25 protein-coding genes are annotated in these 21,962 nt (G+C 64.5%); 17 read left to right on the top strand and 8 right to left on the bottom strand.

The annotated features are described in order from the left end of the window. Positions 1-79: 79 nt before the first annotated feature. From IEY38_RS05115 to IEY38_RS05100, 4 genes are all read left to right on the top strand, one after another. On the top strand, positions 80-265 hold the full coding sequence (locus tag IEY38_RS05115) for a DUF5786 family protein (RefSeq protein ID WP_004515979.1): 186 nt from the start codon (positions 80-82) through the stop codon (positions 263-265). After that, a complete protein-coding gene (locus IEY38_RS05110; protein WP_188975865.1) occupies positions 262-813 on the top strand; it encodes an endonuclease dU in 552 nt (183 codons plus the stop codon). The genes IEY38_RS05115 and IEY38_RS05110 overlap by 4 nt, the downstream gene beginning before the upstream one ends. Positions 814-1,036: 223 nt before the next feature. Continuing rightward, on the top strand, positions 1,037-1,480 hold the full coding sequence (locus IEY38_RS05105; protein WP_188975863.1) for a RidA family protein: 444 nt from the start codon (positions 1,037-1,039) through the stop codon (positions 1,478-1,480). A gap of 112 nt (positions 1,481-1,592) precedes the next feature. Further along, a complete protein-coding gene (locus IEY38_RS05100) occupies positions 1,593-2,180 on the top strand; it encodes a uracil-DNA glycosylase (RefSeq protein WP_188975861.1) in 588 nt (195 codons plus the stop codon). A 27-nt stretch (positions 2,181-2,207) separates the two neighbouring features. Here IEY38_RS05100 and IEY38_RS05095 read toward each other — a convergent pair whose 3' ends face one another. Further along, complete coding sequence (locus IEY38_RS05095) at positions 2,208-2,573, bottom strand: hypothetical protein (protein WP_188975859.1); 366 nt, start codon at positions 2,571-2,573, stop codon at positions 2,208-2,210. A gap of 170 nt (positions 2,574-2,743) precedes the next feature. Between IEY38_RS05095 and hisH the strand changes: the two genes are divergently transcribed. Genes hisH through IEY38_RS05080 form a run of 3 tightly spaced genes read left to right on the top strand, consistent with a single transcriptional unit; the run spans position 2,744 to position 4,995 of the window. After that, positions 2,744-3,391: an imidazole glycerol phosphate synthase subunit HisH gene (gene hisH, locus IEY38_RS05090; protein WP_005536701.1), complete on the top strand. Its 648-nt coding sequence runs from the start codon at positions 2,744-2,746 to the stop codon at positions 3,389-3,391. Positions 3,392-3,415: 24 nt separating this feature from the next. Continuing rightward, entirely contained in the window at positions 3,416-4,264 is an 849-nt protein-coding gene (locus IEY38_RS05085; RefSeq protein ID WP_188975857.1) for an SDR family oxidoreductase, read from the top strand. Further along, complete coding sequence (locus IEY38_RS05080) at positions 4,252-4,995, top strand: acetoacetate decarboxylase family protein (protein WP_390182260.1); 744 nt, start codon at positions 4,252-4,254, stop codon at positions 4,993-4,995. The genes IEY38_RS05085 and IEY38_RS05080 overlap by 13 nt, the downstream gene beginning before the upstream one ends. A gap of 223 nt (positions 4,996-5,218) precedes the next feature. Here IEY38_RS05080 and IEY38_RS05075 read toward each other — a convergent pair whose 3' ends face one another. Beyond that, a complete protein-coding gene (locus IEY38_RS05075) occupies positions 5,219-5,566 on the bottom strand; it encodes a hypothetical protein (protein WP_188975853.1) in 348 nt (115 codons plus the stop codon). Positions 5,567-5,704: 138 nt separating this feature from the next. Between IEY38_RS05075 and IEY38_RS05070 the strand changes: the two genes are divergently transcribed. After that, positions 5,705-7,387 carry a histidine kinase N-terminal 7TM domain-containing protein gene (locus tag IEY38_RS05070; protein WP_188975852.1) on the top strand — a complete coding sequence of 561 codons (1,683 nt, stop codon included), beginning with the start codon at positions 5,705-5,707 and terminating at the stop codon, positions 7,385-7,387. A gap of 342 nt (positions 7,388-7,729) precedes the next feature. Here the strand turns inward: IEY38_RS05070 and IEY38_RS05065 are convergent, their stop codons facing one another. Next, entirely contained in the window at positions 7,730-8,209 is a 480-nt protein-coding gene (locus IEY38_RS05065; RefSeq protein WP_188975850.1) for a hypothetical protein, read from the bottom strand. A gap of 201 nt (positions 8,210-8,410) precedes the next feature. Between IEY38_RS05065 and IEY38_RS05060 the strand changes: the two genes are divergently transcribed. After that, entirely contained in the window at positions 8,411-9,514 is a 1,104-nt protein-coding gene (locus IEY38_RS05060; protein WP_188975848.1) for a tRNA (guanine(26)-N(2))-dimethyltransferase, read from the top strand. A gap of 56 nt (positions 9,515-9,570) precedes the next feature. Here the strand turns inward: IEY38_RS05060 and IEY38_RS05055 are convergent, their stop codons facing one another. Continuing rightward, positions 9,571-9,987 carry a hypothetical protein gene (locus IEY38_RS05055; protein ID WP_188975846.1) on the bottom strand — a complete coding sequence of 139 codons (417 nt, stop codon included), beginning with the start codon at positions 9,985-9,987 and terminating at the stop codon, positions 9,571-9,573. A 94-nt stretch (positions 9,988-10,081) separates the two neighbouring features. Between IEY38_RS05055 and IEY38_RS05050 the strand changes: the two genes are divergently transcribed. The 3 genes from IEY38_RS05050 to IEY38_RS05040 all read left to right on the top strand — a co-directional run bounded on the left by IEY38_RS05050 (position 10,082) and on the right by IEY38_RS05040 (position 13,705). Beyond that, positions 10,082-11,518 (top strand): MATE family efflux transporter, encoded by a 1,437-nt coding sequence (locus tag IEY38_RS05050; protein ID WP_188975844.1) that lies wholly within the window; start codon positions 10,082-10,084, stop codon positions 11,516-11,518. Between the two features lie 70 nt (positions 11,519-11,588). Further along, positions 11,589-12,815, top strand: a complete 1,227-nt coding sequence (locus IEY38_RS05045; protein WP_188975842.1) for a YihY/virulence factor BrkB family protein — start codon at positions 11,589-11,591, stop codon at positions 12,813-12,815. Next, the gene (locus tag IEY38_RS05040; RefSeq protein ID WP_188975840.1) at positions 12,812-13,705 is read left to right on the top strand and encodes a phosphatase PAP2 family protein; all 894 of its coding nucleotides are present in this window, start codon (positions 12,812-12,814) and stop codon (positions 13,703-13,705) included. The genes IEY38_RS05045 and IEY38_RS05040 overlap by 4 nt, the downstream gene beginning before the upstream one ends. Positions 13,706-13,715: 10 nt before the next feature. Here the strand turns inward: IEY38_RS05040 and glnA are convergent, their stop codons facing one another. Beyond that, the gene (gene glnA, locus IEY38_RS05035; RefSeq protein WP_188975838.1) at positions 13,716-15,071 is read right to left on the bottom strand and encodes a type I glutamate--ammonia ligase; all 1,356 of its coding nucleotides are present in this window, start codon (positions 15,069-15,071) and stop codon (positions 13,716-13,718) included. Positions 15,072-15,197: 126 nt separating this feature from the next. On the opposite strand from glnA, the gene lrp reads away from it, so the two are divergent. From lrp to IEY38_RS05020, 3 genes are all read left to right on the top strand, one after another. Continuing rightward, a complete protein-coding gene (gene lrp / locus IEY38_RS05030; protein WP_005536716.1) occupies positions 15,198-15,656 on the top strand; it encodes an HTH-type transcriptional regulator Lrp in 459 nt (152 codons plus the stop codon). A gap of 139 nt (positions 15,657-15,795) precedes the next feature. After that, on the top strand, positions 15,796-16,392 hold the full coding sequence (locus tag IEY38_RS05025; RefSeq protein WP_188975836.1) for a TetR/AcrR family transcriptional regulator: 597 nt from the start codon (positions 15,796-15,798) through the stop codon (positions 16,390-16,392). Continuing rightward, on the top strand, positions 16,389-17,876 hold the full coding sequence (locus tag IEY38_RS05020) for an MATE family efflux transporter (RefSeq protein WP_188975834.1): 1,488 nt from the start codon (positions 16,389-16,391) through the stop codon (positions 17,874-17,876). Before IEY38_RS05025 ends, IEY38_RS05020 begins: the two co-directional genes overlap by 4 nt. Before the next feature lie 38 nt (positions 17,877-17,914). Here the strand turns inward: IEY38_RS05020 and IEY38_RS05015 are convergent, their stop codons facing one another. Beyond that, the gene (locus tag IEY38_RS05015) at positions 17,915-18,457 is read right to left on the bottom strand and encodes a Rieske (2Fe-2S) protein (protein ID WP_188975832.1); all 543 of its coding nucleotides are present in this window, start codon (positions 18,455-18,457) and stop codon (positions 17,915-17,917) included. Between the two features lie 97 nt (positions 18,458-18,554). Between IEY38_RS05015 and IEY38_RS05010 the strand changes: the two genes are divergently transcribed. Then, on the top strand, positions 18,555-18,848 hold the full coding sequence (locus tag IEY38_RS05010) for a hypothetical protein (RefSeq protein WP_188975830.1): 294 nt from the start codon (positions 18,555-18,557) through the stop codon (positions 18,846-18,848). A 270-nt stretch (positions 18,849-19,118) separates the two neighbouring features. After that, complete coding sequence (locus IEY38_RS05005) at positions 19,119-19,703, top strand: NADPH-dependent FMN reductase (protein WP_188975827.1); 585 nt, start codon at positions 19,119-19,121, stop codon at positions 19,701-19,703. A 2-nt stretch (positions 19,704-19,705) separates the two neighbouring features. Here IEY38_RS05005 and IEY38_RS05000 read toward each other — a convergent pair whose 3' ends face one another. Both IEY38_RS05000 and IEY38_RS04995 read right to left on the bottom strand, forming a co-directional pair. After that, a complete protein-coding gene (locus IEY38_RS05000) occupies positions 19,706-21,226 on the bottom strand; it encodes a hypothetical protein (RefSeq protein WP_188975825.1) in 1,521 nt (506 codons plus the stop codon). Between the two features lie 131 nt (positions 21,227-21,357). Beyond that, positions 21,358-21,852, bottom strand: coding sequence for a DUF7858 family protein (locus tag IEY38_RS04995; RefSeq protein WP_188975823.1), 495 nt, complete (start codon positions 21,850-21,852; stop codon positions 21,358-21,360). Between the last annotated feature and the right edge of the window lie 110 nt (positions 21,853-21,962).

The following is a 21,962-nucleotide window of genomic DNA, read 5'->3' as shown; positions in this document are numbered from 1 at the left end:
CAAAAGTCGTATTGTTGAGATGTCATTTTTGCGCCGGCGAGTGATTTTTTACTGTGAACGTCATAGTTGTACACGTACCATGGGGTTCGGGAGCTACGACGAATCGGAACAAGACAATCAGGAGTACGACACAGACTTCGAGGACGAGGACGGCCTCGATGCTGAAGAAAACGCCCACGAGGGCGACATCGAATACGAGTTCACCGCGTCGAACGACGAACTACTCGACAGACTGGAAGACATCAAAGACAACCAGAACACGTGAAAGCAGGGGCACGGGCCCTCGGCGTGGCGGAGTCGTACCGAGCGGAAACCAGTCAGTTCGCTGGCGCTGTCGTCCGCGCCAGTAGAGTCGCCGACGGCTTTGTTTTCAGTACTGCCACGGTCGGCGGGAGCGACGCAACCGGGACAGTGTGTGCGATGGTCGACCGACTGGACCGCGAGGACATCCGCTACCTGCTGGTGGCGGGTATCGCACCGGCGTGGTTCAACGTCCTCGACCTCCAGCGGATTCACGACCACACCGACCTGCCGGTCCTCTCGGTCACCTTCGAGTCCTCGCCAGGGCTCGAAGGGGCCATCCGCGAGGCGTTCGACGACCCCGATACCGTACAGGACCGACTGGCGACCTACCGTGCTCAGCCGGAGCGCCGACCGGTGTCGGTGAACGACGAGACAGTGTACGTTCGGAGTGTCGGTATCGACGACAGCGCCGCCGCAGATGTCGTCCGGGCGTTCACGCCGGAGGGTGGCCGTCCGGAACCCCTCCGGGTGGCCCGACTGGCGGCGCGGGGACTAGTCGAAATGGAGTGAGGCGGACGGCGGTAGCGGCCGACCGGCGACATATGACACAGTCCACGAAGAGAGTTGAGCAGACCAGAGTCGATTCTGTCTGGTGCCACAGCGAAAGTTATCTATTGCTAAGCTAGATCTGTGGCCGAAAACATCTCGCTAGCTATTACTGCCTCATCATTGCCTACAGTTAGTAATAGCTAAACATACCCTGATTAGCTGGCACTGTGTTTGTATGCATACAATGGCAGAGAGCAAGGCGCAGGCGAGGAATGCTGTAGAGCCCGCAGAAACGAACGAACAGACGAACATCGACAGTAATGTGACCCGGTACGAAGGCGACCAACCGACAGAGCACAGCGTGTACGGCAAGCGCCAGCAGGACAGCCAGCTCCTGTTCTTCGACGGACAGGTTCCGGACGCGGACACGGCTCGCAACGGCGATGTGCAGGAACAGACGCTGGCCGCACTCGACCAGATTCGTGCGATAGCTGCCGACTCCGGTCTCGAACCGCATGATCTGCTGCGGACGACGGTGTACCTCACGGAGATGGACCAGCTACCAGCGGTCAAGCAGGCGTACGCGGCTTTTTTCGACGGACAGCGACCGTCACGAAGCGTCGTCGGCGTTGCAAGCCTGCCGAACGACGCGGCGGTGCAGATCGAAGCAACCGGTGTAAAGCGGTAATCGGTGACGAATCTGGGCGCTGTTGTCGCTGAACCCAGCGGAACCAGAGTTCGGGCCAGCAGCCCGACCGCGGACCGCTGCGTTTGAGAGCCCCGGGCGCAAACGACGGTGCATGGAGCAGATGGACGGCCTCGACGTCGTCGGCTGTGAGCGCTGTGACGACCTCTGTGGCTCGCGCTCGCGCATCGTCAACGGCGTCGGTCCCGCGGACGCGGACCTGCTGTTCGTCGGGGAAGCCCCCGGCGCGAACGAGGACGAACAGGGCGAACCGTTCGTCGGGCGGAGCGGCGACGTGCTCGACGAGGCGTTGCGCGAGGCCGGTCTCGACCGCGGCGACGTGCGCATCACCAACTGCGTGCGCTGTCGCCCGCCGGACAACCGCGATCCGCGAAAGGGAGAGCTCACGAACTGCCGCAACTATCTGGAGACAGAAATCGACCGCGTCGACCCGGAAGTGGTCGTCACGCTCGGAAAAGTCCCGGCCGAGCACCTGCTGGAGCGTGACGTCGCCGTCACCGGCGAAGCGGGCGACGTGTTCGACGTGGCTATCGCCGGCCAGCCACGCCGGGTGCTCGTCTCCGTCCACCCGGCAGCGACGCTGTACGACCCCAGCCAGGGGGAGACGTTCGAGGCCGCACTGACGACTGCCGCGGAGTTTACCGACGCCCAGAGCGGTCAGTCGCGGCTCGGCGAGTTTTAAAACAGTCAGATAGTGCGCTCGAAAGCGCTAGTTCGCTGCGATGTCCATCGCCTCTGCCTTCGTGTCGACCAGCGAAATGTCGACACCCGAGATTTCGCCGACCCGGCTCTTGAGCGCCATCTTCTTGATCCCCTCGGAGACGATGACCCAGTTCGTGATACCGAACTCCTTGCCTGCCTCAGCGGCCTCCTGTGCTCGCGTGAATACGTCGTCGTTCAGTGACGCCTCCATCTGGAGATTTGAGATGTGCGTGTCGACCACCGGCTGTGAGGCGAGTTCCTCAAACCGTTCATTGACTTTTGCGAATGTCTCGTCTGTCATCTCCATTTCTTCGGGGAATTCAGCGATGAGAACGTTACCGTCGACGTACAGGACTTCTGTAAGATCAATCATCAGCGGCTGTATGCGGTAGGTGAATAAAACTGGCCCGACTTATTCTCATTGTTGATACTCGTTCAGGACCGGGCGTGTGGACAGGGTCGGGACCGCCCGCCTGATAGTGGCTGTGCCGAAGGCTTGTTCGAACAGGAAGTCACTTAGCCCCTGTTCGCCTACAACCTCGCATGAGTGTCAGACAGACGACCGCGGACGTGGTCGTCGTCGATTACGGACTGGGGAACCTCCGGAGCGTCACGCGCGGGCTCGAACGCGCCGGCGCGGACGTTTCGCTCTCGGAGGACCCGGCGGAGTTCGACGCGGCCGACGGCATCGTCCTGCCCGGCGTCGGGGCGTTCTCCGAAGGGATGGACAACGCCGGGCCGTTCCGCGAGGCGCTGGTCGAACAGGCCGAAGCCGGCAAGCCCCTGTTCGGGATCTGTCTCGGGATGCAGATGCTCCTGACGACGAGCGAGGAGGCCGACCACGAAGGTCAAGGCGATGCCGAGGGGCTGGACCTCATTCCGGGCAAGAACGTCCGGTTCAGCCGCGACCAGACCGTGCCACATATGGGCTGGAACGAGCTTGACGTGACGCGGGACCACCCGCTTGTCGAGGGCGTCGATGGCGAACACGCCTACTTTGTCCACTCCTACTACGCCGTTCCCGACGACGAGAGCGCGACGGTGGCGACGACGGACTACGGGGCGGACTTCGCCTCGATTGTCGCCAACGACGCCGGCAACGTCTTCGGCACGCAGTTCCACCCGGAGAAGTCTGGTGAGACCGGGCTGCGCATCCTCCGGAACTACGTCGACTACTGCCTCGACCACTGAGTTCTGGGCTCGGGATTGGTTCGTATGTCTACAGGGGATTCTGTCGTCCTGCTCACCGGGGCAGCATCGGGTATCGGGGCGGCGACGGCGCGGGCGTTCGCTGATAACGGCTGGACCGTCTACGCGACGGACATCGAAAGCGAGTTTCCCGACGATATCGGCGAGCGCTGTCGGTGTCTCGAACTCGACGTGACCGACGAGGCACAGATAGCGGCTGTCGTTGATCAAATCATCACAGAGACCGGCCGCCTCGACTGTCTGGTGAACAACGCCGGGTACGGGGTCGCTGGCCCAGTCGAGGACGTGTCGCCCGACGCCGCCCGCAAGCAGTTCGACGTGCTGGTCCAGGGCCCACACCGACTCGCACAGGCAGTGCTCCCCGAGATGCGCGCCCACGGCGGGCGCATCGTCACCGTCTCCAGCGTGCTGGGCCACACCGCCTCGCCCGGACTCGGCGCGTATTCGGCCGGCAAAGCCGCCGTCGAGTCGCTGACCGACGCACTACGGATAGAGGTGGCCGGCGCGGACGACGTCCACGTCTCGCTCGTCGAGCCAGCGTGGGTCGAGACCGGGTTCGCCGACGGCGCGCTGGGGAGCCTGCCCGACGAGGATCGGACGCCGACCTACGACGGGACGTACGACGCGCTGGAGGACGGCTGGGTTCTCACCGGCGGGCCACTGACGACGACGCCGGAGGCCGTCGCCGCGACGGTGCTCGCCGCAGCGACCGACACCCAGCCGAAAGCCCGCTATCCGGTCGGAGCCTTCGCTACGTTTGTCCGGTGGACCCACTGGCTCCCGGCGCGGTTGCAGGACCCGATTCACCGCGGGTTCGGTCGTGCGAGCGCGTTTCTGGGACGGTGGCTGCGGTGACAAAACTGGCTGACTGCGACCGGGTTCGGCTGTCGACCGGCCACGAAGTGACGCTTCCGCTGGTCACCGAGGCGACGGTCGCGGGCGCAGTACTCCCAGCGCGATACGGCGTTGCCGAGTCACTGCTGCCCGACGGGCTGATGCCGGTCCGGGCGACAGCGCGGCGGGCTGTGGTCGTCCTTCTCTGTGTCGAGTACCACCGTATCGGCGACGACGTAATGCCCCCCTACGACGAGTTCGCGGTGATAGTCGCGGCGACACCGGACGGGCAGCGGCCACCGCTGCTTCCACTGCTGACCCGCGATATCGGTGGCTACATCTGGTCGCTCCCGGTGACGACCGAGCCCGCTCGCGCCCTCGGCGATGAGATCTGGGGCTATCCGAAGACAGTCGCCGACATCAGCCACCACGACAACGCGACCCGCCGCGAGACAACAGTCGTCGAGGACGGCGACCGCGTGGCGACGGTCAGCATCGACTGGCCCCGGACCTGGGAGGGTCGGGAGCGGATAGAGAGTTACGCAGTTCGAGAGGGACGACTCGAACGGACACCGGTCGAATTCCAAGGGAAACTGGGGGCCGCACCGCTGAGCGGGCGCGTCGACGTTGACCTAGGCGACCACGACCGGGCCGACACGCTCCGGTCGCTCGACCTCGGCTCCCGGTCAGTCCTTCGGTTCTCACTGGAAGGATGGATCACGTATGGGGCCGGGCGGTCGGTAGAGCGGTAGCGGGGCGATGCAGTAAGAGGAGAAGCGGAGGCGATGACAGTGTCACGGGATGACAATAGCTGAGCGATACGGATACTGCGAGGCAAGCATACCGCTCGCCAGCAGCGAGCGGTTTCCCCGGACGCGAACGAAGTGAGCGTCCGGCCTTTTTCGCCCACGTTTTTGCGCGGGGGTTGAGCGCTTGCCGTTGGCGAGCGCGATGCCCCCGTCGAAAAAGGTGGGTCTACAGAAACTCCCGAACCTCCGAGTACCACATATCGTGCTCGTCAACGGCGTCGATAGCCTCGGCGATGCGAACGGCAATAGCGTGCCAGCAGAGCTGGTCAGGGTCGTCAGCGTCGAGGTTGTACTCGCTGTCGGCGCAGGTACAGCCGCCGTCCTCGACGATGTACTCGTCGTCGTGGCCGACGACGACCGTGAAATCACGGTACTGCTTGACGCGGCTCTCGCCGACAGCTTCGATGGCCTGGTGGCCGCGGTCACCGTGAGCGTCGACGATAGCCGACACTGCGTCGGGGGTCAGTTCCCCGGCGGCTTCGAGGTCGGCCACCCACTCCTCGACTCCGGTCACAGCTATGCTACGGAAAGGGGTGACAAAACGGCGTCGGCTTCAGGAGCCGAGTCCCGGCTGCCTGGCAGGCGACGGGGGAGTTATCAATGCTTGTACTGTGCCCAGAAGCATAAACACGGAGTACAGATTTGTTCCGGCATGAACCTCGGCCTCCCGTGGCTGGCGCTGGGCTCGTTTGCCTCGGGGATCGGGTCGCTGTATCTGCTGGCACACCTCCGGACACACTGGGACAAGCCCGGTGCGCGGTGGTTCGTCGCGACCATCGTCACGCAGACGGTCTGGTGTTTCAGCTACGGCGTGGCGCTGCTGGTGTTCGACCCGACACTGCACCTCGCCCTGGAGATGGTGTCCTGGCTGGGCATCATCTGGATCGGCTTCTGTTTCCTCTCGTTCGCGCTGGGATACACGGGCCGGACGAACGTTCTCGAAAGCGGCTGGTACCGTGGCGTGGCGGTACTGCCGCTGGTCGAAACGGCGCTCGTCGTCACGAACCCGCTCCACACTGTGGTCTGGCAGGGCTTCCGGGTCGTACCGGCTGCCGGCGGCGCAGGAGCCGAGTACGCCGTCTTGCCGGTGGGACTGCTCACGATCATCGTCGCAATGCTGTTCGTCAGCTTCGGGACCCTACTGGTGTTCGATACGGTCGTCAGCTACGGCCCGCTGTACCGGCGCGAGGCGCTGGCGGTCGGCCTGAGTCCGATACCGCCCGGAGCCGCGGTGTTGCTGTGGGCCGGCGGGGTCGGGCCGATTCCGGCAGTGAACCTGACGACGCTCCTGTTCCTTCCCCACGTCGCGCTGGATCTGTACGCGTTCGTTCGCAGCGATATGTTCGAGTTCCACCCGGCGACACGGCGAGCCGGTGAGCGGGCAGCCATCCACGACATCGCCACGCCCGTCGCCATCGTCGACGAGCAGGGCCGGGTCGTGAACCTCAATCCCGCCGCCGAGGGGATGCTGGCCGTCGACAAGCACGAGGCACTGACGCAGGCGCTGAACGATTTTCTGGGCGACGACGATATCGCGACAGACGGCGGGAGTTCGCGGGTGTCCATCGAGGCCGGTGGTCGACACCGGGAGTACAAGATCCGACAGACGGCGCTCCGCGATGAGGCGGGCACGCAACTGGGGTACACAGTCGTCTTTCAGGACATCACCGACGAGATCCGCCGCGAGCGCCGCCTCGAAGTGCTCAATCGTTTTCTCAGACACAACGTCCGCAACGAGAGCGTCGTCATCCAGGCCCGGGCGGAGCTGCTGGCGGGAGAACTCGACGGCGACCACGCCGACTACGCGGCGACTATCGAGCAGTCGGTCGGTCGGCTGGTCGACTCCGGCCAGAAGGCCCGGACCCTCGCCGAATCGGGGGCCGGGGACGCGGCCCTCGAATCCGTCGCGCTGGCCGACCTCGCCGCCGAAGTCGTTGACGACGCCCGCGACGAGTACGATGGTTCGGTCACGGTCGAGATACCCGAGACGCTCCAACTGACGACCCAACCCGCCCTGCTAGAAATCCTGCTCACCAATCTCGTCGAGAACGCCCTTCAGCACGTGCCGGACGCCACCGTCACTGTCAGCGCCACAGCCGAGGGCGACGATGTCGTGCTGACCGTCAGCGACAACGGACCCGGGGTCCCCGAACACGAACTCGGCGTGCTAGAGCGGGGCCGCGAGACGGACCTGAACCACGGCAGCGGCATCGGCCTCTGGCTCGTCCGCTGGACCGCGACGACGCTTGAGGGCGAGCTCGACTTCGACACGAGCGACGGGACGATGGTGACCGTTCGACTGCCCACGGAGCGGACGGCGGCAGAAGCAGGGTGAGTGTGGCATCGGGGTAGACAGCCGAAACAACCGACCGAGCCGCCTGCGATTACACGGCCGACCAGACGCAGTGCCATTGCACAGCCGATATCGGGTGGGACTGAAAGGTGCCGGGCGCTCGACATGCGAGACGACGCAAGCACTGGAGCGAGCGACGCGAGTGAAGGGCGCAGCGAGTCGCAGCAGTCGAGCGCCCGGGGGCTTTCTGGCCGTTCGCAGTAAGTCAGGTACCGCCAGAGAGGGAGTCATACAACGGCTCACATGGCCGTTCTTCGCTACCCGATTCGCTCAATGCAAGGGATCTACTTATCGCGCGCCAAATACGCCCAGATATCAGGCTCCCTACTCCTGACTGGATGAGTTGTCTTCAGACGGCAGTTTGAGTAGAGAGTGTATGCGTTGGCGGACCCGGTTTCGGATCTTTCTTCCGTAGTTCGTGAATACGAGGGTCGCTGCCAGGGCAATCGACGTGGTATGGAGGCCGACTTCCATCCAGGGCGTCAACTTGCGGCTGAACACGAGGTTGAAGGCGAGGAGTAGGAGGATATTGAGGGCTGTTTCAGCGACGAAGTAGCCAGCACTGGCTGGAAGTGACGGGTGCCAGCCGGCAGACCAGAGCAGGACAATGACAATTGTACCAAACAACAGCCCAGCACCCATTCGTGAGAGGGGGATGGCAGCCGGAACTGCATCGACCAAGGCGAATCCGAGGGTCCGGAACGACGACCCGACAAGAAACCAGACCAGTAGTAGGTGGCCAAACGAGGGCTTCTCTTCGGAGGTGGGGCTGGCTTCCCGTAGCTCCTCAATGGACTGTCCCATTACGCCACCGTCAACACGACTTTGAAAGAGTATTTGGCTTATCGGGTACACTCCCCGCTCAATACGGACGCTCGATTGTGCGGTCAATTCAGGCTACATTACCTGAAATCAATACCTTGTGAAGAGCTGTATGACATCCTGACAGCCAGATCCAACAGGCAGGTTCGAACGACTTAACGGCGACCGCACGGACCGGAGAGTATGCGCGTCAGTGAGGGCCGGGTGACGGTCACGGTGCCGGAACAGCCGGAGGCGGGAAAGGGTGCGGACGTGTTCTTCAACCCCGTGCAGGAGCTGAACCGCGACATCACCGTGGCGGCGCTGCGGGCCTACCGAGAGCGAACCCCCCGCGTGTCGACGTATCTGGACGCCACCGCCGCCAGTGGCATCCGCGGCGTCCGTGCGGCGGCCAACGACTGGGAGACGACGCTGTGTGATATCGACGACGACGCGACGGCGCTGTGTGAGCAGAACCTCGAACGCAACGACCTCGCGGCCTCGGTCCGGCGGTCAGACGCGAACGTGCTCATGCACTCCGAGGCCTTCGACGTGGTTGACGTGGACCCCTTCGGCACGCCGATTCCGTTCGCCGACGCAGCGGTGCAGGGGACCAAGCACCTCCTCTGTGTGACGGCCACCGACACCGCGCCGCTATGTGGGGCCCACTTCGAGAGCGGCGTCCGCTCGTACGGCGCAGTCCCACGGAACACTGAGTTCCACGCCGAGATGGGGATGCGCGTCCTCCTGTCGGCGATGGTCCGGACGGCGGCCCGCTACGACATCGCCGCCCGGCCGATTCTCAGCCACGCGACCAAGCATTACGCCCGGACCTATCTGGAGTTCGACCACGGCGCAAAGGTCGCCAACGACTGCATCGACGAACTCGGCTACGTCCACCACTGCCAGCACTGCCTCTGGCGCGACCACGACTACGGCCTCATCGCCGACGCGCCCGAGGACTGTCCGGTCTGTGACGAACACCTGCAGACAGCCGGTCCCATCTGGCTCGGTCGGACCTGTGACCCCGAGTTCGTCAGCGGCGTTTCAGAGCAGGTGACCGAAGAGATGGGCACCGCCGACGAAGCCAAAGAACTGCTGGCGACGCTCAGAGACGAAATCGACACGCCGACACACTACGACCAGCACCGCCTCTGCAAGCGCTGGGGGCGCGGCGCAGAGGCCATGGACGAGTTCATCGAGAAGCTCCGCGACGCTGGCTACGCGGCCTCCCGAACGCACTACGGCGGCACGACGTTCAAGACGGACGCCGACGTGGTGGAGATCCGCGAAGCGACGGCGGAATAACGGACTACGGGAGTCCAGACAGGGCCGAGGATTGCGAACAGAGTGCGAGCTGATTCTTACCGACCGTTCGCCCGGCCGACGCTCTCTCGAACCGCGGAGACGAGGTCGTAGCACAGCAGGTACACCGGGCGCAGGAAGTAGTTCGCCATCCCCGCGAGACCGAGCAGCCCGCCGATAGCCTGCATCTCACCGGGCGTGGCCGACAGGCGGACGAGCAGCGGCAGCGCCGTGATGAGCGGCGCGAGCCACAGCGACTGGACAATGCCGTCCATATCGACACCAGCGACGGGACCGAATCGGTCCTCGTCCGGACGGGCAACGAATAGAACAGCCGCCAGTACCAGCAGGCCAACGACAATTGGCAGGGACGCGCCGACCCCGGCGACACCGAAGCCGATAGCTAGTGCGGCCGCGACGAGCAACAGGACGGTCACCTGCATTGTCCCGTGCCGGATGGCCGCTTCCGTATCCATATCCGGTCGTTGCAGCGGCGCTGTATAAACCCTGTGAGGGCGGCTCCCCTTTCTTAACACCTTTCGGGTTCGACCGCAAAGCAGTGGCGAACACGTGCCCTCCACGTACAATCCGGTCCGTGGCGTCCTGCTGCTCGTCGGCAGCCTGCTTGCGCGGTTCGGCCTCGTCAAGCGCGAGCGGGTCCGCCGAGCGACGGACCTGTCCTGGCCCCGCATCGTCACCGGACTCGCGCGGATGTCGAAGTCGACGGTCGACGTGGCGATGGTCGGGCTAGCGCTCGGACCGACCGCCATCGCCGGCGTGGGCTTCGCCGCGCCGTTCTGGGAACTGGTGTTCGCGCTGGGCGGCGGCGTCGCCGGCGGGACTATCGGCATGGTGTCCCAGCGCTACGGGGCCGATGCCGACGAGGAACTGGCGGTCACCGTCACGACTAGTGCCGCTGTCGTACTCGGGCTGACACTTCCGCTAGCGGCGGCGTACTGGGTCGTCCCCGGACTGCTCGTCGACCTTGTCGGAACGGGGTCCGAAGCCGTCGGATACGGGGTCCAGTACCTGCGCGTCGCCGCCCTCGGTGTCCCCTTCGCCGCACTGAATCTCATCGCCAGTCGGACGCTCGTGGGAGCCGACGACGCTTGGACGCCGATGCTGTTGCGGGCCGGCGGCGCGGTCGTCAACATCGCGTTGAACGCCGTCTTCATCTTCGGGTTCGGCCTCGGCGTCGTTGGTGCGGCCCTGGGCACGGTCATTGCGAACGTGCTGGTCACGGCTGGGTTCGCCGTCGGACTGCCTCGCGGTGGCCTTCCGATAATCGGCGCGTTCCCGGTCCGGGTTCCGGTGTCGCGACCGTTACTCGACCGGAGACTGGGGCGAGACCTCGCAGAAACCGGGACACCGCTGGTGGGGGCCAACCTCGCGCGGACCGGGGCGCAGTTCCCCCGGCTGTTCATCGTCGGCCTGTTCGGACCCGGCGTCGTCTCGGCGTACGTCGTGGCGCTCCGTGTCCGGGCGCTGCTCGACACGCCGAACTGGGGGCTGAGCCTCGCTTCAAGCAGCCTCGTCGGACAGGCCCTAGGCGACGATGACGAGGCCGAGGCAACCGTCTGGGCGCAGACGGTACTCCGGCTGAGTATCGGCGTGTACATCGTCGTCGCAGCGACACTGCTCCCGTTCTCGCGGGGCATCGCCCGCCTGTTCGTCTCGGACCCCACAGTCCTCCCGCTGGTGACAGTGTTCGTCGCCGTCGCGTGTGGCAGTGTCGTGTTCCGAGGTGTCGACGGCGGCTCGACCGGGCCGCTCCGGGCCAGCGGCGACACGCGCTGGCCGTTTTACTCCCAGCTGGCCGGGATGTACCTGTTCGCCCTCCCACTGGCGTATCTCGGCTACGCCACGCCGCTCGGCGAACTCGCGCTGTACGCCTCACTCGTCGTCGAGACGGCGGTTCCCGCGGCGGTGACCTACTATCGGTTCCGGTCGGGGACGTGGCGGGTCGTGAGCCGATCGTACCGGCCCGACGCGGCGCTAGACGACTGAGATGGCGTCGATGGCCGACTGACATCAGCCAGTCGACAGTATATTTGTGGCTCCACTCTGACGTGCTCGCGTGGACCGCACACGCGCTGTCTCTGTCGGTCGGGCTGTCATCCGTACCGTTCAGGAGGAGGAGGTCTCCTTTCTCGCGGCCGGCATCGCCTACTACATGTTCGTCTCCCTGCTGCCGCTGTTGTTGCTGACGCTGGTCGTCGGCACGCTTGCGGGCGGGGAGGCCTTCGCCGAGCGAGTCGTCAGCGCCGCCGGTGACGTACTCACACCGGCGGCGTCGACACTGCTCGAAGACGCGCTGACCAGCGGAGCCGGTCGCGGGGGCGCAACCGTGCTCGGTGTCGGCGTGACGCTGTGGAGCGCGCTCAAGGTGTTCCGCGGACTGGATACGGCCTTCAGTCGCGTCTACGGGACGGACGGCCCCGACTCAATCGTCGGCGAAGTCATCGACGGGCTGGCCGCGCTGGGCGGCATCGGTATCGCACTGGTCGGGCTCGGTATCATCGGCGCGTTCGGGACAGTGCTGGGCGTGCAGGTCGCGCTCGGCGGGCTCGCGCTCGTGCCCGTGCTGGCAGTCGCCTTCCTCCCGCTGTACTACCTGTTTCCCGACCAAGAGATCACACTGCGGGAGGCCGTTCCCGGCGCGGTGTTTGCCGGTGTCGGGTGGACGCTGCTCGGGACGGGATTCAACGTCTACGCGGCACAGGCCGACTCCTATCAGGTGTACGGCGTCATCGGCGGGGTCCTGTTGCTCGTGACGTGGTTTTACTTCGCCGGACAGGTGCTCCTCGTGGGGGCAGCAGTCAACGCGGCGCTCGCGGACCGGCAACTACAACAGGTATCGCGCCGACGGTCCGGCAAAGCGATGAGTGAGGACGCTGACGAGACCGACACGCCCCCGCCAGCCGGAACCGGACGAGACGCCGACGAGTTGACAGATGAGGAACTACAGGAACTCCGCGAGGAGTTCGAGTCGTTCCGCGAGGACATCGAGGGCCGGACGCTCCACCGTGACGAGGTGCGGTCGGACCTCAAGCAGTACGTCCGCCGTCGGATGCGCCGCGGCCACGCCCGCCAGTGGGGCCCCTACATCGTCTTGCTGTACGGCACGATCATGACGCTCGGCGCGTTCTACTACCTGCGAGGACTCTGGGCCGTCCTGGCGATGCTGGTCATCTGGTTGTCGACGCTCGGCCTCTACGCCGTGATGATTGCAGTCGGTGTGACGCTTACTGCCACCGGACTCCCCGGACGGCTCGTCGACCGCGTGCGTGACTGGCGACAGTGATGCGGGGTGTCGGGGTCACCGAGGTGCTGTCAGCGCTGCCCGGTGCAGTCGTCGTGCTGTTCGCCCTAATCACCCAGCTGGGGGATTTCTGGTTTACCTTCCTAGCCTGTGGCCTGCTGTACTGGCTCGGCCCGTGGACGCCGAAACTCGGTCGTGGCCTCACTCGCGACCGGACGGCGATGCTGGTGGCGCTGCTCGCCGTCGCCGTCGCGCTCGTCATCTCGCTGAAAGGTGTGTTCGCGCTACCGCGGCCGCCCGGCGCGGGCACAGCCACCCACGCCGAACTGCTTCCAGTGGCGCTTCGGGGCGTCTACGAGTCGATGGCGACCGGAGAAGGGTTCGGCTTCCCTAGCGGTCATGCCACCATCTCCCTGCTCGTCTGGGGCGGCATCGCGTGGGCGCTCCGGGTCGGCACGCGTCGACAGCGCACCGCTGTCGCCGCGACAATCATTGCACTCATCGGACTCTCCCGGCTGGTACTCGGCGTCCACTACCTCGCCGACATCGTCGCGGGCTTTGCCATCGCCGGGACAGCCCTCGCACTCGCCCTCGGCGCGCTCAAAACGCCCGAGCGGGTATTCGGGCTCGCGGCCGTCATCGCTGTGGCGGGGCTGCTCGTCACCGGTGTCTCCCGTGATTCGGCCGGGGCGGTGGGCGTCGCCGTCGCGGGGACCGTGGTCTGGTCGCTACTGGGAGATGCGATCCCGGAGCCGACCCGGCACGGTGTCGGTATCACGGCGCTACTGGGCGTTGTCGTTGTCGGGACGTTTCTCGGCGTGACCTTCGGGTTAAATCCGACGCCGGGCGTCGTCACGCTGCTTGCGGGGCTTGGGACTGGAGCGCTGCTAACGCTACCGCTGGCCGGTGAGCGCCTCGCGAAAAAAGTGTAAATAGCAGCCGTTAGAACTTCTCGAGGTAGCGGTCGAGTTCCCAGTCGGAGACGTCGACCAGGTACTCCTTGTGTTCCTGGCGCTTCGCCTCGACGAAGTTCTCGAAGACGTGCTCGCCGAGTGCGTCGCTGATGACCTCGTCGTTTTCGAGTTCGTCGACGGCTTCGCCGAGGTTCTCCGGCAGCGTGGTGATGCCGTACTCCTCGCGCTTGGCTTCGTCGAAGTCGTAGATGTTCTCGCGGACCGGGTCCTCACACTCGAGCTCGCGCTCGACACCGTCGAGCCCGGCGTGGATGAGCGCCGCGAAGGCGAGGTACGGGTTACACGACGGGTCGGGGAAGCGAGCCTCGATACGGCTGGCGGCCGGGGTGCGGGCAGCCGGCTTGCGGATGAGCGCCGAGCGGTTGCGGTCGGACCAGGCGACGTAGACGGGGGCCTCGTAGCCCGGAACCAGACGCTTGTAGGAGTTCACGGTCGGGTTGGTGACCGCGGTGATGGCCGGTGCGTGTTCGAGGATCCCGGCGGTGAAGCTCTTGGCCGTGTCGGAGAGGTTGAACTCGTCGTCCTCGTCGTGGAACGCGTTCTCGCCGTCCTCGGTGAACAGCGAGATGTGCGTGTGCATCCCGGAGCCGTTGATCTTCGGGATGGGCTTCGGCATGAACGTCGCGTGCAGGTCGTGTTCGGCCGCGATGGCGCGAACGACGGACCGGAAGGTCGCGACGTTGTCAGCCGTGGTCAGAGCGTCGTCGTAGGTGAAGTTGATCTCGTGCTGACCCTGTGCGACCTCGTGGTGGGAGGCTTCGATGTCGAAGCCCATGTCTTCGAGGCCGTAGATGATGTCACGGCGCACGTCGGAGGCGAGGTCCTTCGGCGCGAGGTCGAAGTAGCCGCCGGCGTCGTTGGTGTTGGTCGTCGCACGACCCTCTTCGTCTTCTTCGAACAGGAAGAACTCGGGCTCGGGGGCGGCATTGACCGTATAGCCCATGTCCTCGGCGCGCTCGATAGCACGCTTCAGGACGCCACGCGGGTCGCCGGAGAACGGCTTGCCGGTCGAGGTGTCGATGACATCACAGATGAGACGGGCACTGGAACCGCCTTCGACGTTCTCTCTCCACGGGAGCACGGAGAACGTCGATGGGTCCGGGTCCAGACGCATGTCGGACTCCTGAATCCGGACGAAGCCGTTGATGGAGGAACCGTCGAAGTAGATCCCCTCTGTGAACGCTTTCTCTGCCTGATCGGCTGTGATCGAGACGTTCTTGATCGTGCCGAGGATATCGGTGAACTGGAGTCGAAGGAAGTCGACGTTCTTCTCTTCGATCTCGTCGAGTACCTCCTCTGCCGCCTCTGAAAGTTCGCTTGTCATCTTTGGACACCCGATAGGAGCAGTGCTACTACTAAAACCCTGCTGATTTGCGCAAAGGTTTCGATGGTTTCGCTTACATTTGGACGTTCGTAAAATTCTAATCCCTGGGGGGCGTCCCCCAATGTAATGACGTACGAAAATCTCGACCGTGAGCTAGTGAATGCCCTTCTCGGGGATGGCCGTGCCAGCCTTCGGAGCCTCGGAGAAGACCTCGACGTGTCGGTAACGACCGTCTCGAACCACCTCTCCGATCTCGAGGACGAGGGAATCATCAACGGGTACACGCCCAAAGTCGACTACGACAAGCTCGGTTACGACGTGACGGCCATCATCCAACTCAAGGTGGAAGGGTCGTCGCTCCCGGCAGTCACCGAGGATCTCGAAGAGCACAAGCAGATGATCTCGGTGTACGAGGTCACCGGCGATTACGACGTCATCGCGGTCGGGAAGTTCACCGACACCGACGGCATGAACGCCCAGATAAAGGAACTCCTCACCGACCCAGACATCAGAGAATCGAACACCTCCGTCGTGCTCAACGCTGCAAGCGAACACGAGCAGTTCGACCTCGACCTGAAGGAGTAGCGATCGTCCTTCTACCGTCGTTCCGAACGCTCGCAGAGCGATAGCTCCGGGAGTCTGATCACCGGGTGACATGGCACGCGAACCCGCCCACGAATAGTACCGACGCATACTTGACTGACCAGTCAGTTAGTTACGCGTAATGAACGACGGCGACACGGCCGACGATATTATGGACGCGACCTACCGTGCGCTGTGTACGCACGGCTATGCGGATCTGACGATGCAGGACATCGCCGACGAGTCGGACAAGAGCAAAGCTGCCCTCCACTACCACTACGACAGCAAGCACGACCTCCTCTGTGCGTTCCTCGAATACCTCTATGACGGGTTCGTCGACCGGATCGAAGACCCCGACGGCGAGACCCCACACGAGCGCCTGCTGACACTCATCGATTCCGTGCTGGACAAGCCGGACGACGGGAGCGAGGAGTTCGGGACGGCGATTCTCGAAATCCGTGCCCACGCACCCTACGAACCCGGCTTTCGCGAGCGACTCACCGAATTCGACGACTACCTCGTCGACGAACTCGAAGTGATTCTCGAAGACGGCATCACTGATGGAACGTTCAAATCGGACCTCGACGCCGAGGAGACCGCCCGGTTCATCGTCACCGTCCTGACCGGGGCTGCGACCGAGCGTGTCACGACCGGTCGCCCGGTCGAGTGTACCCGACGGATGCTTGCCGAGTACGTCGAGACGCATCTCCTGGACGGACAGCAGGAGGTCACAGCGTGAGCGTCCGGCAGAAACTGGGTCGTCTGGGTGCGCGGCTCGGGAATCTATTCAAGGGCCAGGAGGAACTGGACCTGACCAGCGGCGACATCGGCAAGCCGCTGCTGTTCCTCTCGTTCCCCATCGTCATCACGAACCTGCTACAGGTGGCGTACAACCTCGCAGACACGTTCTGGCTGGGGCAGTACTCCACGACAGCGCTTGCGGCAATCAGCTTCGCGTTCCCGATGATCTTCCTGCTCATCTCGCTCGGGATGGGGCTGTCAGTGGCCGGGAGCGTACTGGTCGCCCAGCACACCGGGGCCGAGGAGCACCGCGAGGCCGAGTACGCTGCCTCCCAGACTGTGACGTTCGCGCTGCTGGCCTCCGTGCTGCTCGGCGCGACTGGCTACTTCTTCGTCGAGGACTTCCTGTCGCTGCTGGGCGCATCCAGCGAGGTACTCCCGGGCGCGACAGGCTACCTGCAGGTCGTCTCGCTCGGACTGACGGCGATGTTCGGCTTCTTCGTGTTCATTTCGCTGATGCGCGGGGCCGGCGACACCATCACGCCGATGCTAGTGATGTTCGGGACTGTCGTGCTGAACATCGTCATCGACCCGTTCCTCATCTTCGGCTGGTGGATGTTCCCCGAGATGGGCGTCGTCGGCGCGGCCGTCGCGACGATCTTCTCGCGTGCCGTAGCGCTGGTCGTCGGCATCGGTATCCTGCTGTCGGGTCGGCGCGGTGTGCGGATCCACCTCAGCGATATGGCTCCCGATCTGGAGTACCTCCGGAAACTGCTCAGGCTGGGCATCCCGGCCTCCGTTGAGGGGACTGGGCGCGCCGTGTCAGTCAACGCCATGTTGTTCATCGTCGGGACGTTCTCCGTAACTGTCGTGGCAGCCTTCGGCGTCGGCATCCGCGTGTTCTCGCTGGTGTTCATGCCGGCCATCGCGATGGACCGCGGCGTCGAGACGATGACCGGCCAGAACCTCGGTGCTGATCGGCCGGACCGCGCGGCGACGGCCAACCACTTCGCCGCAAAGGTGTCGTTCGCTATCCTCACCGTCCTCGGCGCGGTCACCATCTTCGCCGCGCCGACCGTCGTCAGCGTGTTCAGCGACGACCCCGAGGTCGTTCGCATCGGGGCCGAGTTCCTCCAGTGGGTCGCCCCGACCTTCGGGTTCATCGGCATCGTCCGGGCCTATTCCGGGGGTTTCCGGGGAGCTGGCAAGACACTCACCGCAGCGGCGCTGGCGGTTACCATGCTGGGGATCATCCGCCTGCCTGTCGCCTGGGTCGCCTCCCGCCCGGTCGCGGTCCCGGCGTGGCTCGGCCCGCAGGTCGTCGACCTCTTCGCGTACTCGCTGGCCGAACAGGGTATCTGGCTGGCCTTCGCCGTCTCGAACGTACTCGCGGCCGGCCTCGCAGCGGCCTGGTTCCTCCGGGGAACGTGGCGCGAGGCCGACCCCCGGAACAACAGCGAACCGGCCGTCGCCGACGACTGACGGTGTTGGTCGCTGAGAAAACGTTCTGAAAGCGCGTGTCAGCGCCGTTTGGCCCGTTCGAAGCGCTCGTCGGTGAGGTACACGTCGCCGTCCCGAACCGAGACCTCGATACTGTCGAGGGCGTCGCCAGCGCAGGGCCCATGCGTGCAGACGCCGCCCTCAGGTTCGAACTGTGCGCCGTGTTTGTGACACACGAGTTGGTCACCCCGCACAATCGCGCCCCGGCCCGGGTCAAGCGGGACTTCGGGCTGGTGGGGACAGGAGTTGCGCCAGGCGACGACGGCGTCGCCCGAACGGTGCAGGATGCAATTGATGCCCCGTCGACCGTCGCGCGCTTCGAACACGAGCGTACTGTCGGTGGGCACCGAATCGAGTTCGGCGATGCGGCACGGGTCCTCACCGTCGTCGTTGCCGTCGGGTGACTGCTCGTCATCGGCATCAGACTGGTCGCTGTCGCCAGTGTCGGAAAAACTGAATCGGACCGTCGCGTCGCCGGCTTCAACCTCGCCGCCGTCGTCGTGGATACGGACCGACTCCGACTCGTCGTCGGTATCGACGGTCACGTCGACGGGGTCGCTCATACCAACTTGTCTGTGACTGACGCACATAGCGATGTCGAAGTCGGTCGCGGCGTGCCGGTTGCAAAACGATGTTATGTCAGCCCCTCGGAAGGTCGGTATGGATCGAGACGACGTTTCCGTCGAAGTGGAGGTCGAGGTAGCGGTAGACACAGCGGAACTGGAAGCCGAAGTCGAAGACATGGCGGAGTTCGAGGCGGAACTGGAGAGCAAGGGAATAGAGATCGAACTGGAAGCCGAAGTCGAGTTCGCCGAGCACGAGGAGATGGGCGAACACGAGGAAACGGACGAGCGGGAAGATGAGGCGGACGGCTCCGAAGTCGATACTGAGACAGAAACCTCCGAAGCCGGCGAGATGGATGAGGCTGCGGACAGCAACGAAGAACAGGAGTAGTCGCGGGCAGCAACAGAGACGGTTCGCAGGACACTCCTGGTGATTGCGGGGGAACTGCTGTCACAATCACAGGTGCGCATCGGTCTCAGCGAGTAGTCTCGCCGGCGCTGTGGCCGAGTGGACCCGAGCAATGTTCATCGACGGCAGCCGTAGCGCCTGATTCCCGATGCCGCTACGGCCCGCTGGCCGCACAACCTTCTGTCAAAATTCGTACTGAAATAAATTTCTCAGAATTCTTACTGATAAGCCCCGGATACGAACAGGCATACGATGCACGACCCGCCACACGTTATCGGTATCAGCGGCAGTCTCCGCGACGACAGCGGAACCAGAGTCGCCGTTCAGCACACCCTCGACGCGGCGGCCGGTGCCGGTGCGACCACTGAACACATCGACCTGCGGGAGTGGGATCTTCCACTGTTTGACCCCGACACGGGTGCGGCTGGCTCCGGTGACGGGCCGGAACTCGCTGCCCGTGTCCGCGAGGCCGACGCGATGGTCCTCGGAACGCCCGTGTACCACGGCACGATCGCCTCACCGCTGAAGACGGCGCTCGACTACTGTGGTATCGACGATGTCGATGGGACGACTGTCGGCATCCTCGCAGTGGCTGGCGGTGGGTTTCCGACACCGACGCTCCAGCACCTTCGCGCCGCTGTTCTTGAGCTGAAAGGTTGGCCGCTCCCGCAGGATGTCGCCATCCCCGACTCGTGGGCCGCCTTCGAGGACGACAGTATCGCCGATGGAGAGATCGCAGAGCGCGTCGAGGACCTGGGCGCAACTGTCGTCGCGTACGCAGGTGTTGCGGACCGACACGGAGAAACGGAACAGTCAGAACTGGCGACCGGGGACTGAAATTACTCGAACCAGTCGACGAAGCTCCCTTCCAGCAGACTCTCCTCCTGATGGCGGATGTAGGTGGCCTGCATCCCCCAGATCGCTTCGGCCAGCGGGACGTTCTCCTCGACACGGCGGCGGACGTAGTCGTGTTTCCAGCGCGCGGGCGTGAGCCGGCGGTCGACGCGCTCGCGTAGCGGCCGGATGTAGCTGTGGGCCTCCTCGGCCGAGAGACCGCGCTGTTCGAGGCCAGCGCGGGCGTGCTCGAACAGTTCGCCGTATATCTCCTCGGTGCTGGTCGTCGTCGCCCCGTCGGCGGTTATCCACTCGATTTTCGCCCGGAGGCCGCTCCGTGCGGCGGCATAGAAGTTCTGCTTCGCGGTGTCCCAGTCCAGCGACCGGATGGGGTGTTCGAGCTGTGGCAGGCTCTCCATCAGGCCGGCGAAGACCGCCGTGAATCCGATTGCGTCGTCGACGGTCGGCTGTGCGGCCAGCGGGCGGAACTCGATGCGGGCGTTGGCCGCCGACCGGGTCGGCCCCTCGAACACCGGCCTGACCCACCGCCAGTACGTGCCGTGCTTGTGCCGGAAGTGGACGAAGTCGTCGTCGAAGCGGGTCCCCGACTGCAGGTCGACCGGGACGATGGTGTCGTCCTCGACGATGTCGTCGATGGCCTCCTCGACTGAGTCAAAATCCGGCGGGAAGCAGACCTTCGGCGGCGTCGGGTCGTCATCGGGTGGATTGAGCACCGACTCGAAGACACCGATACGGTTCTCCATGTTCGCTCCGGCGACGATCTCCGGGTCGGGCGCGTCGTCGTACAGGTCCGGCGGGAAAAACGGCGAGTTGACGCCAAGCGCCAGCAGCGGCGCGGCGATACGGAGTGCGTAGCTGAAATACTCCGGCAGATCCGGAGCGTGAGGAATCTGGTAGTGGGGTTGAATCGAGGTGATGAGCGATTCCGGCATCACCGTCTCGGCCTGTAGCGAGGCGTGTGGCGCGTCGATTTCGAACGCCGAGGGGTAATCCGTGTTGGCCATCGTGTGATAGCGGACGGAGTCCGACATGTTCGTCCCGATGCGGACGCCGCTCTGTTCGACGCAGTCACAGAGGTACTCCCGGGCCGTCTCGCCGGCGGGTGGAACGGTCCACATGCCGTCGGAGACCAGGCGGATGCCCTCGTTGCGCACCCGTTGCTGGGCCGGCATCAGCGACGCCTTCAGTTCGTTTCGCTGGGCCGCCAGCCCGTGGGTGTTCAGCGGCTGCGGGCTCGTCTGCATCTCGGCGTTGTGCAGGCCGAGTTCCTTTTCGAACCCGATGAGTTCGAGCAACTGACGGGGAACCCGCTGGAGCGCGTCGGTCTGCTCATCGACGGCATACAGCTCCAGTTCCATGCCGACGATCGCTTCCGTGTTGTCGAACGTTCCGTCGCGAACGGCGGATTTGAGCGCTTCGGCTTCCTTGCGGGCCCGTTCGTTGAACGACTCGCTGTCCGCTGCAAGCACCTCGGCCACCCGGTCTGCCAGTTCCGAAGCCGACATATCTCCGGGTTTGCAGCCATGGGTGTTAAGCATGCCCCAGAGAGCGGGCAAGTAGCGAGCGCGTGGATTCCACACGCACGAGGCGACCGCTGCTCACTCCCGACCTCGCCGAGAAAGCAGATCACACATCCTCACAGCAGCTCGTCGACGTCGCTCATCGTCTCTCCTAACGGATCCCGTTCCTCAGTCGTCAGCGCTCCTTCAACCGCATCGCGGGCCGCTGGCAGCGGCTCGTGCGTCTCGATGTACACAGCCAGGGCAAACTCCTGTTCAGTCACATCGGCGAGTGCGATAGCGTCGCTGCGGGAGAGGTCCCCGGCAAGCCAATCGGCGATCATCTCACGTCCCTGTGGGCCGACCGGTGACACTTGCTCGCCGACGAGATGGAGCGTCTTGGCGGCCATCACAGGCGCAACACCAGCGGCACGGCCCGCATCGCCGACGCTCTTGCCGGCTGCGTAGGCCTCGACGACGGTCGCCGCTGTCGCCGCCGAGCACGGGAGGTCGTCGGCCACCGGGGCAAGTCGCTCCGGGAGGGACGCGCCTGTCTCGTCAACGGCAGCGATGCCGCGGTCACGCTGCTGGGTCGTGACCTCGACACCGGCGGCGATATCCGACAGCGTCATTAAAATTTTCTACAACACGTCGAAATTTAATACTGTCGGTATCCCGATAGGCGCTGCTGTCAATCCCAGTGTCAACCTACCGGTAACCGGTAGGCAGTTTCGCCGAAAAG

The sequence above is a fragment of the Haloarcula sebkhae genome, from assembly GCF_014647415.1.
Taxonomy (GTDB): Archaea; Halobacteriota; Halobacteria; order Halobacteriales; family Haloarculaceae; genus Haloarcula; species Haloarcula sebkhae.
The sequence above is the reverse complement of the archived record's forward strand: the minus strand, read 5'-3'. Positions and strand labels throughout refer to the sequence as shown.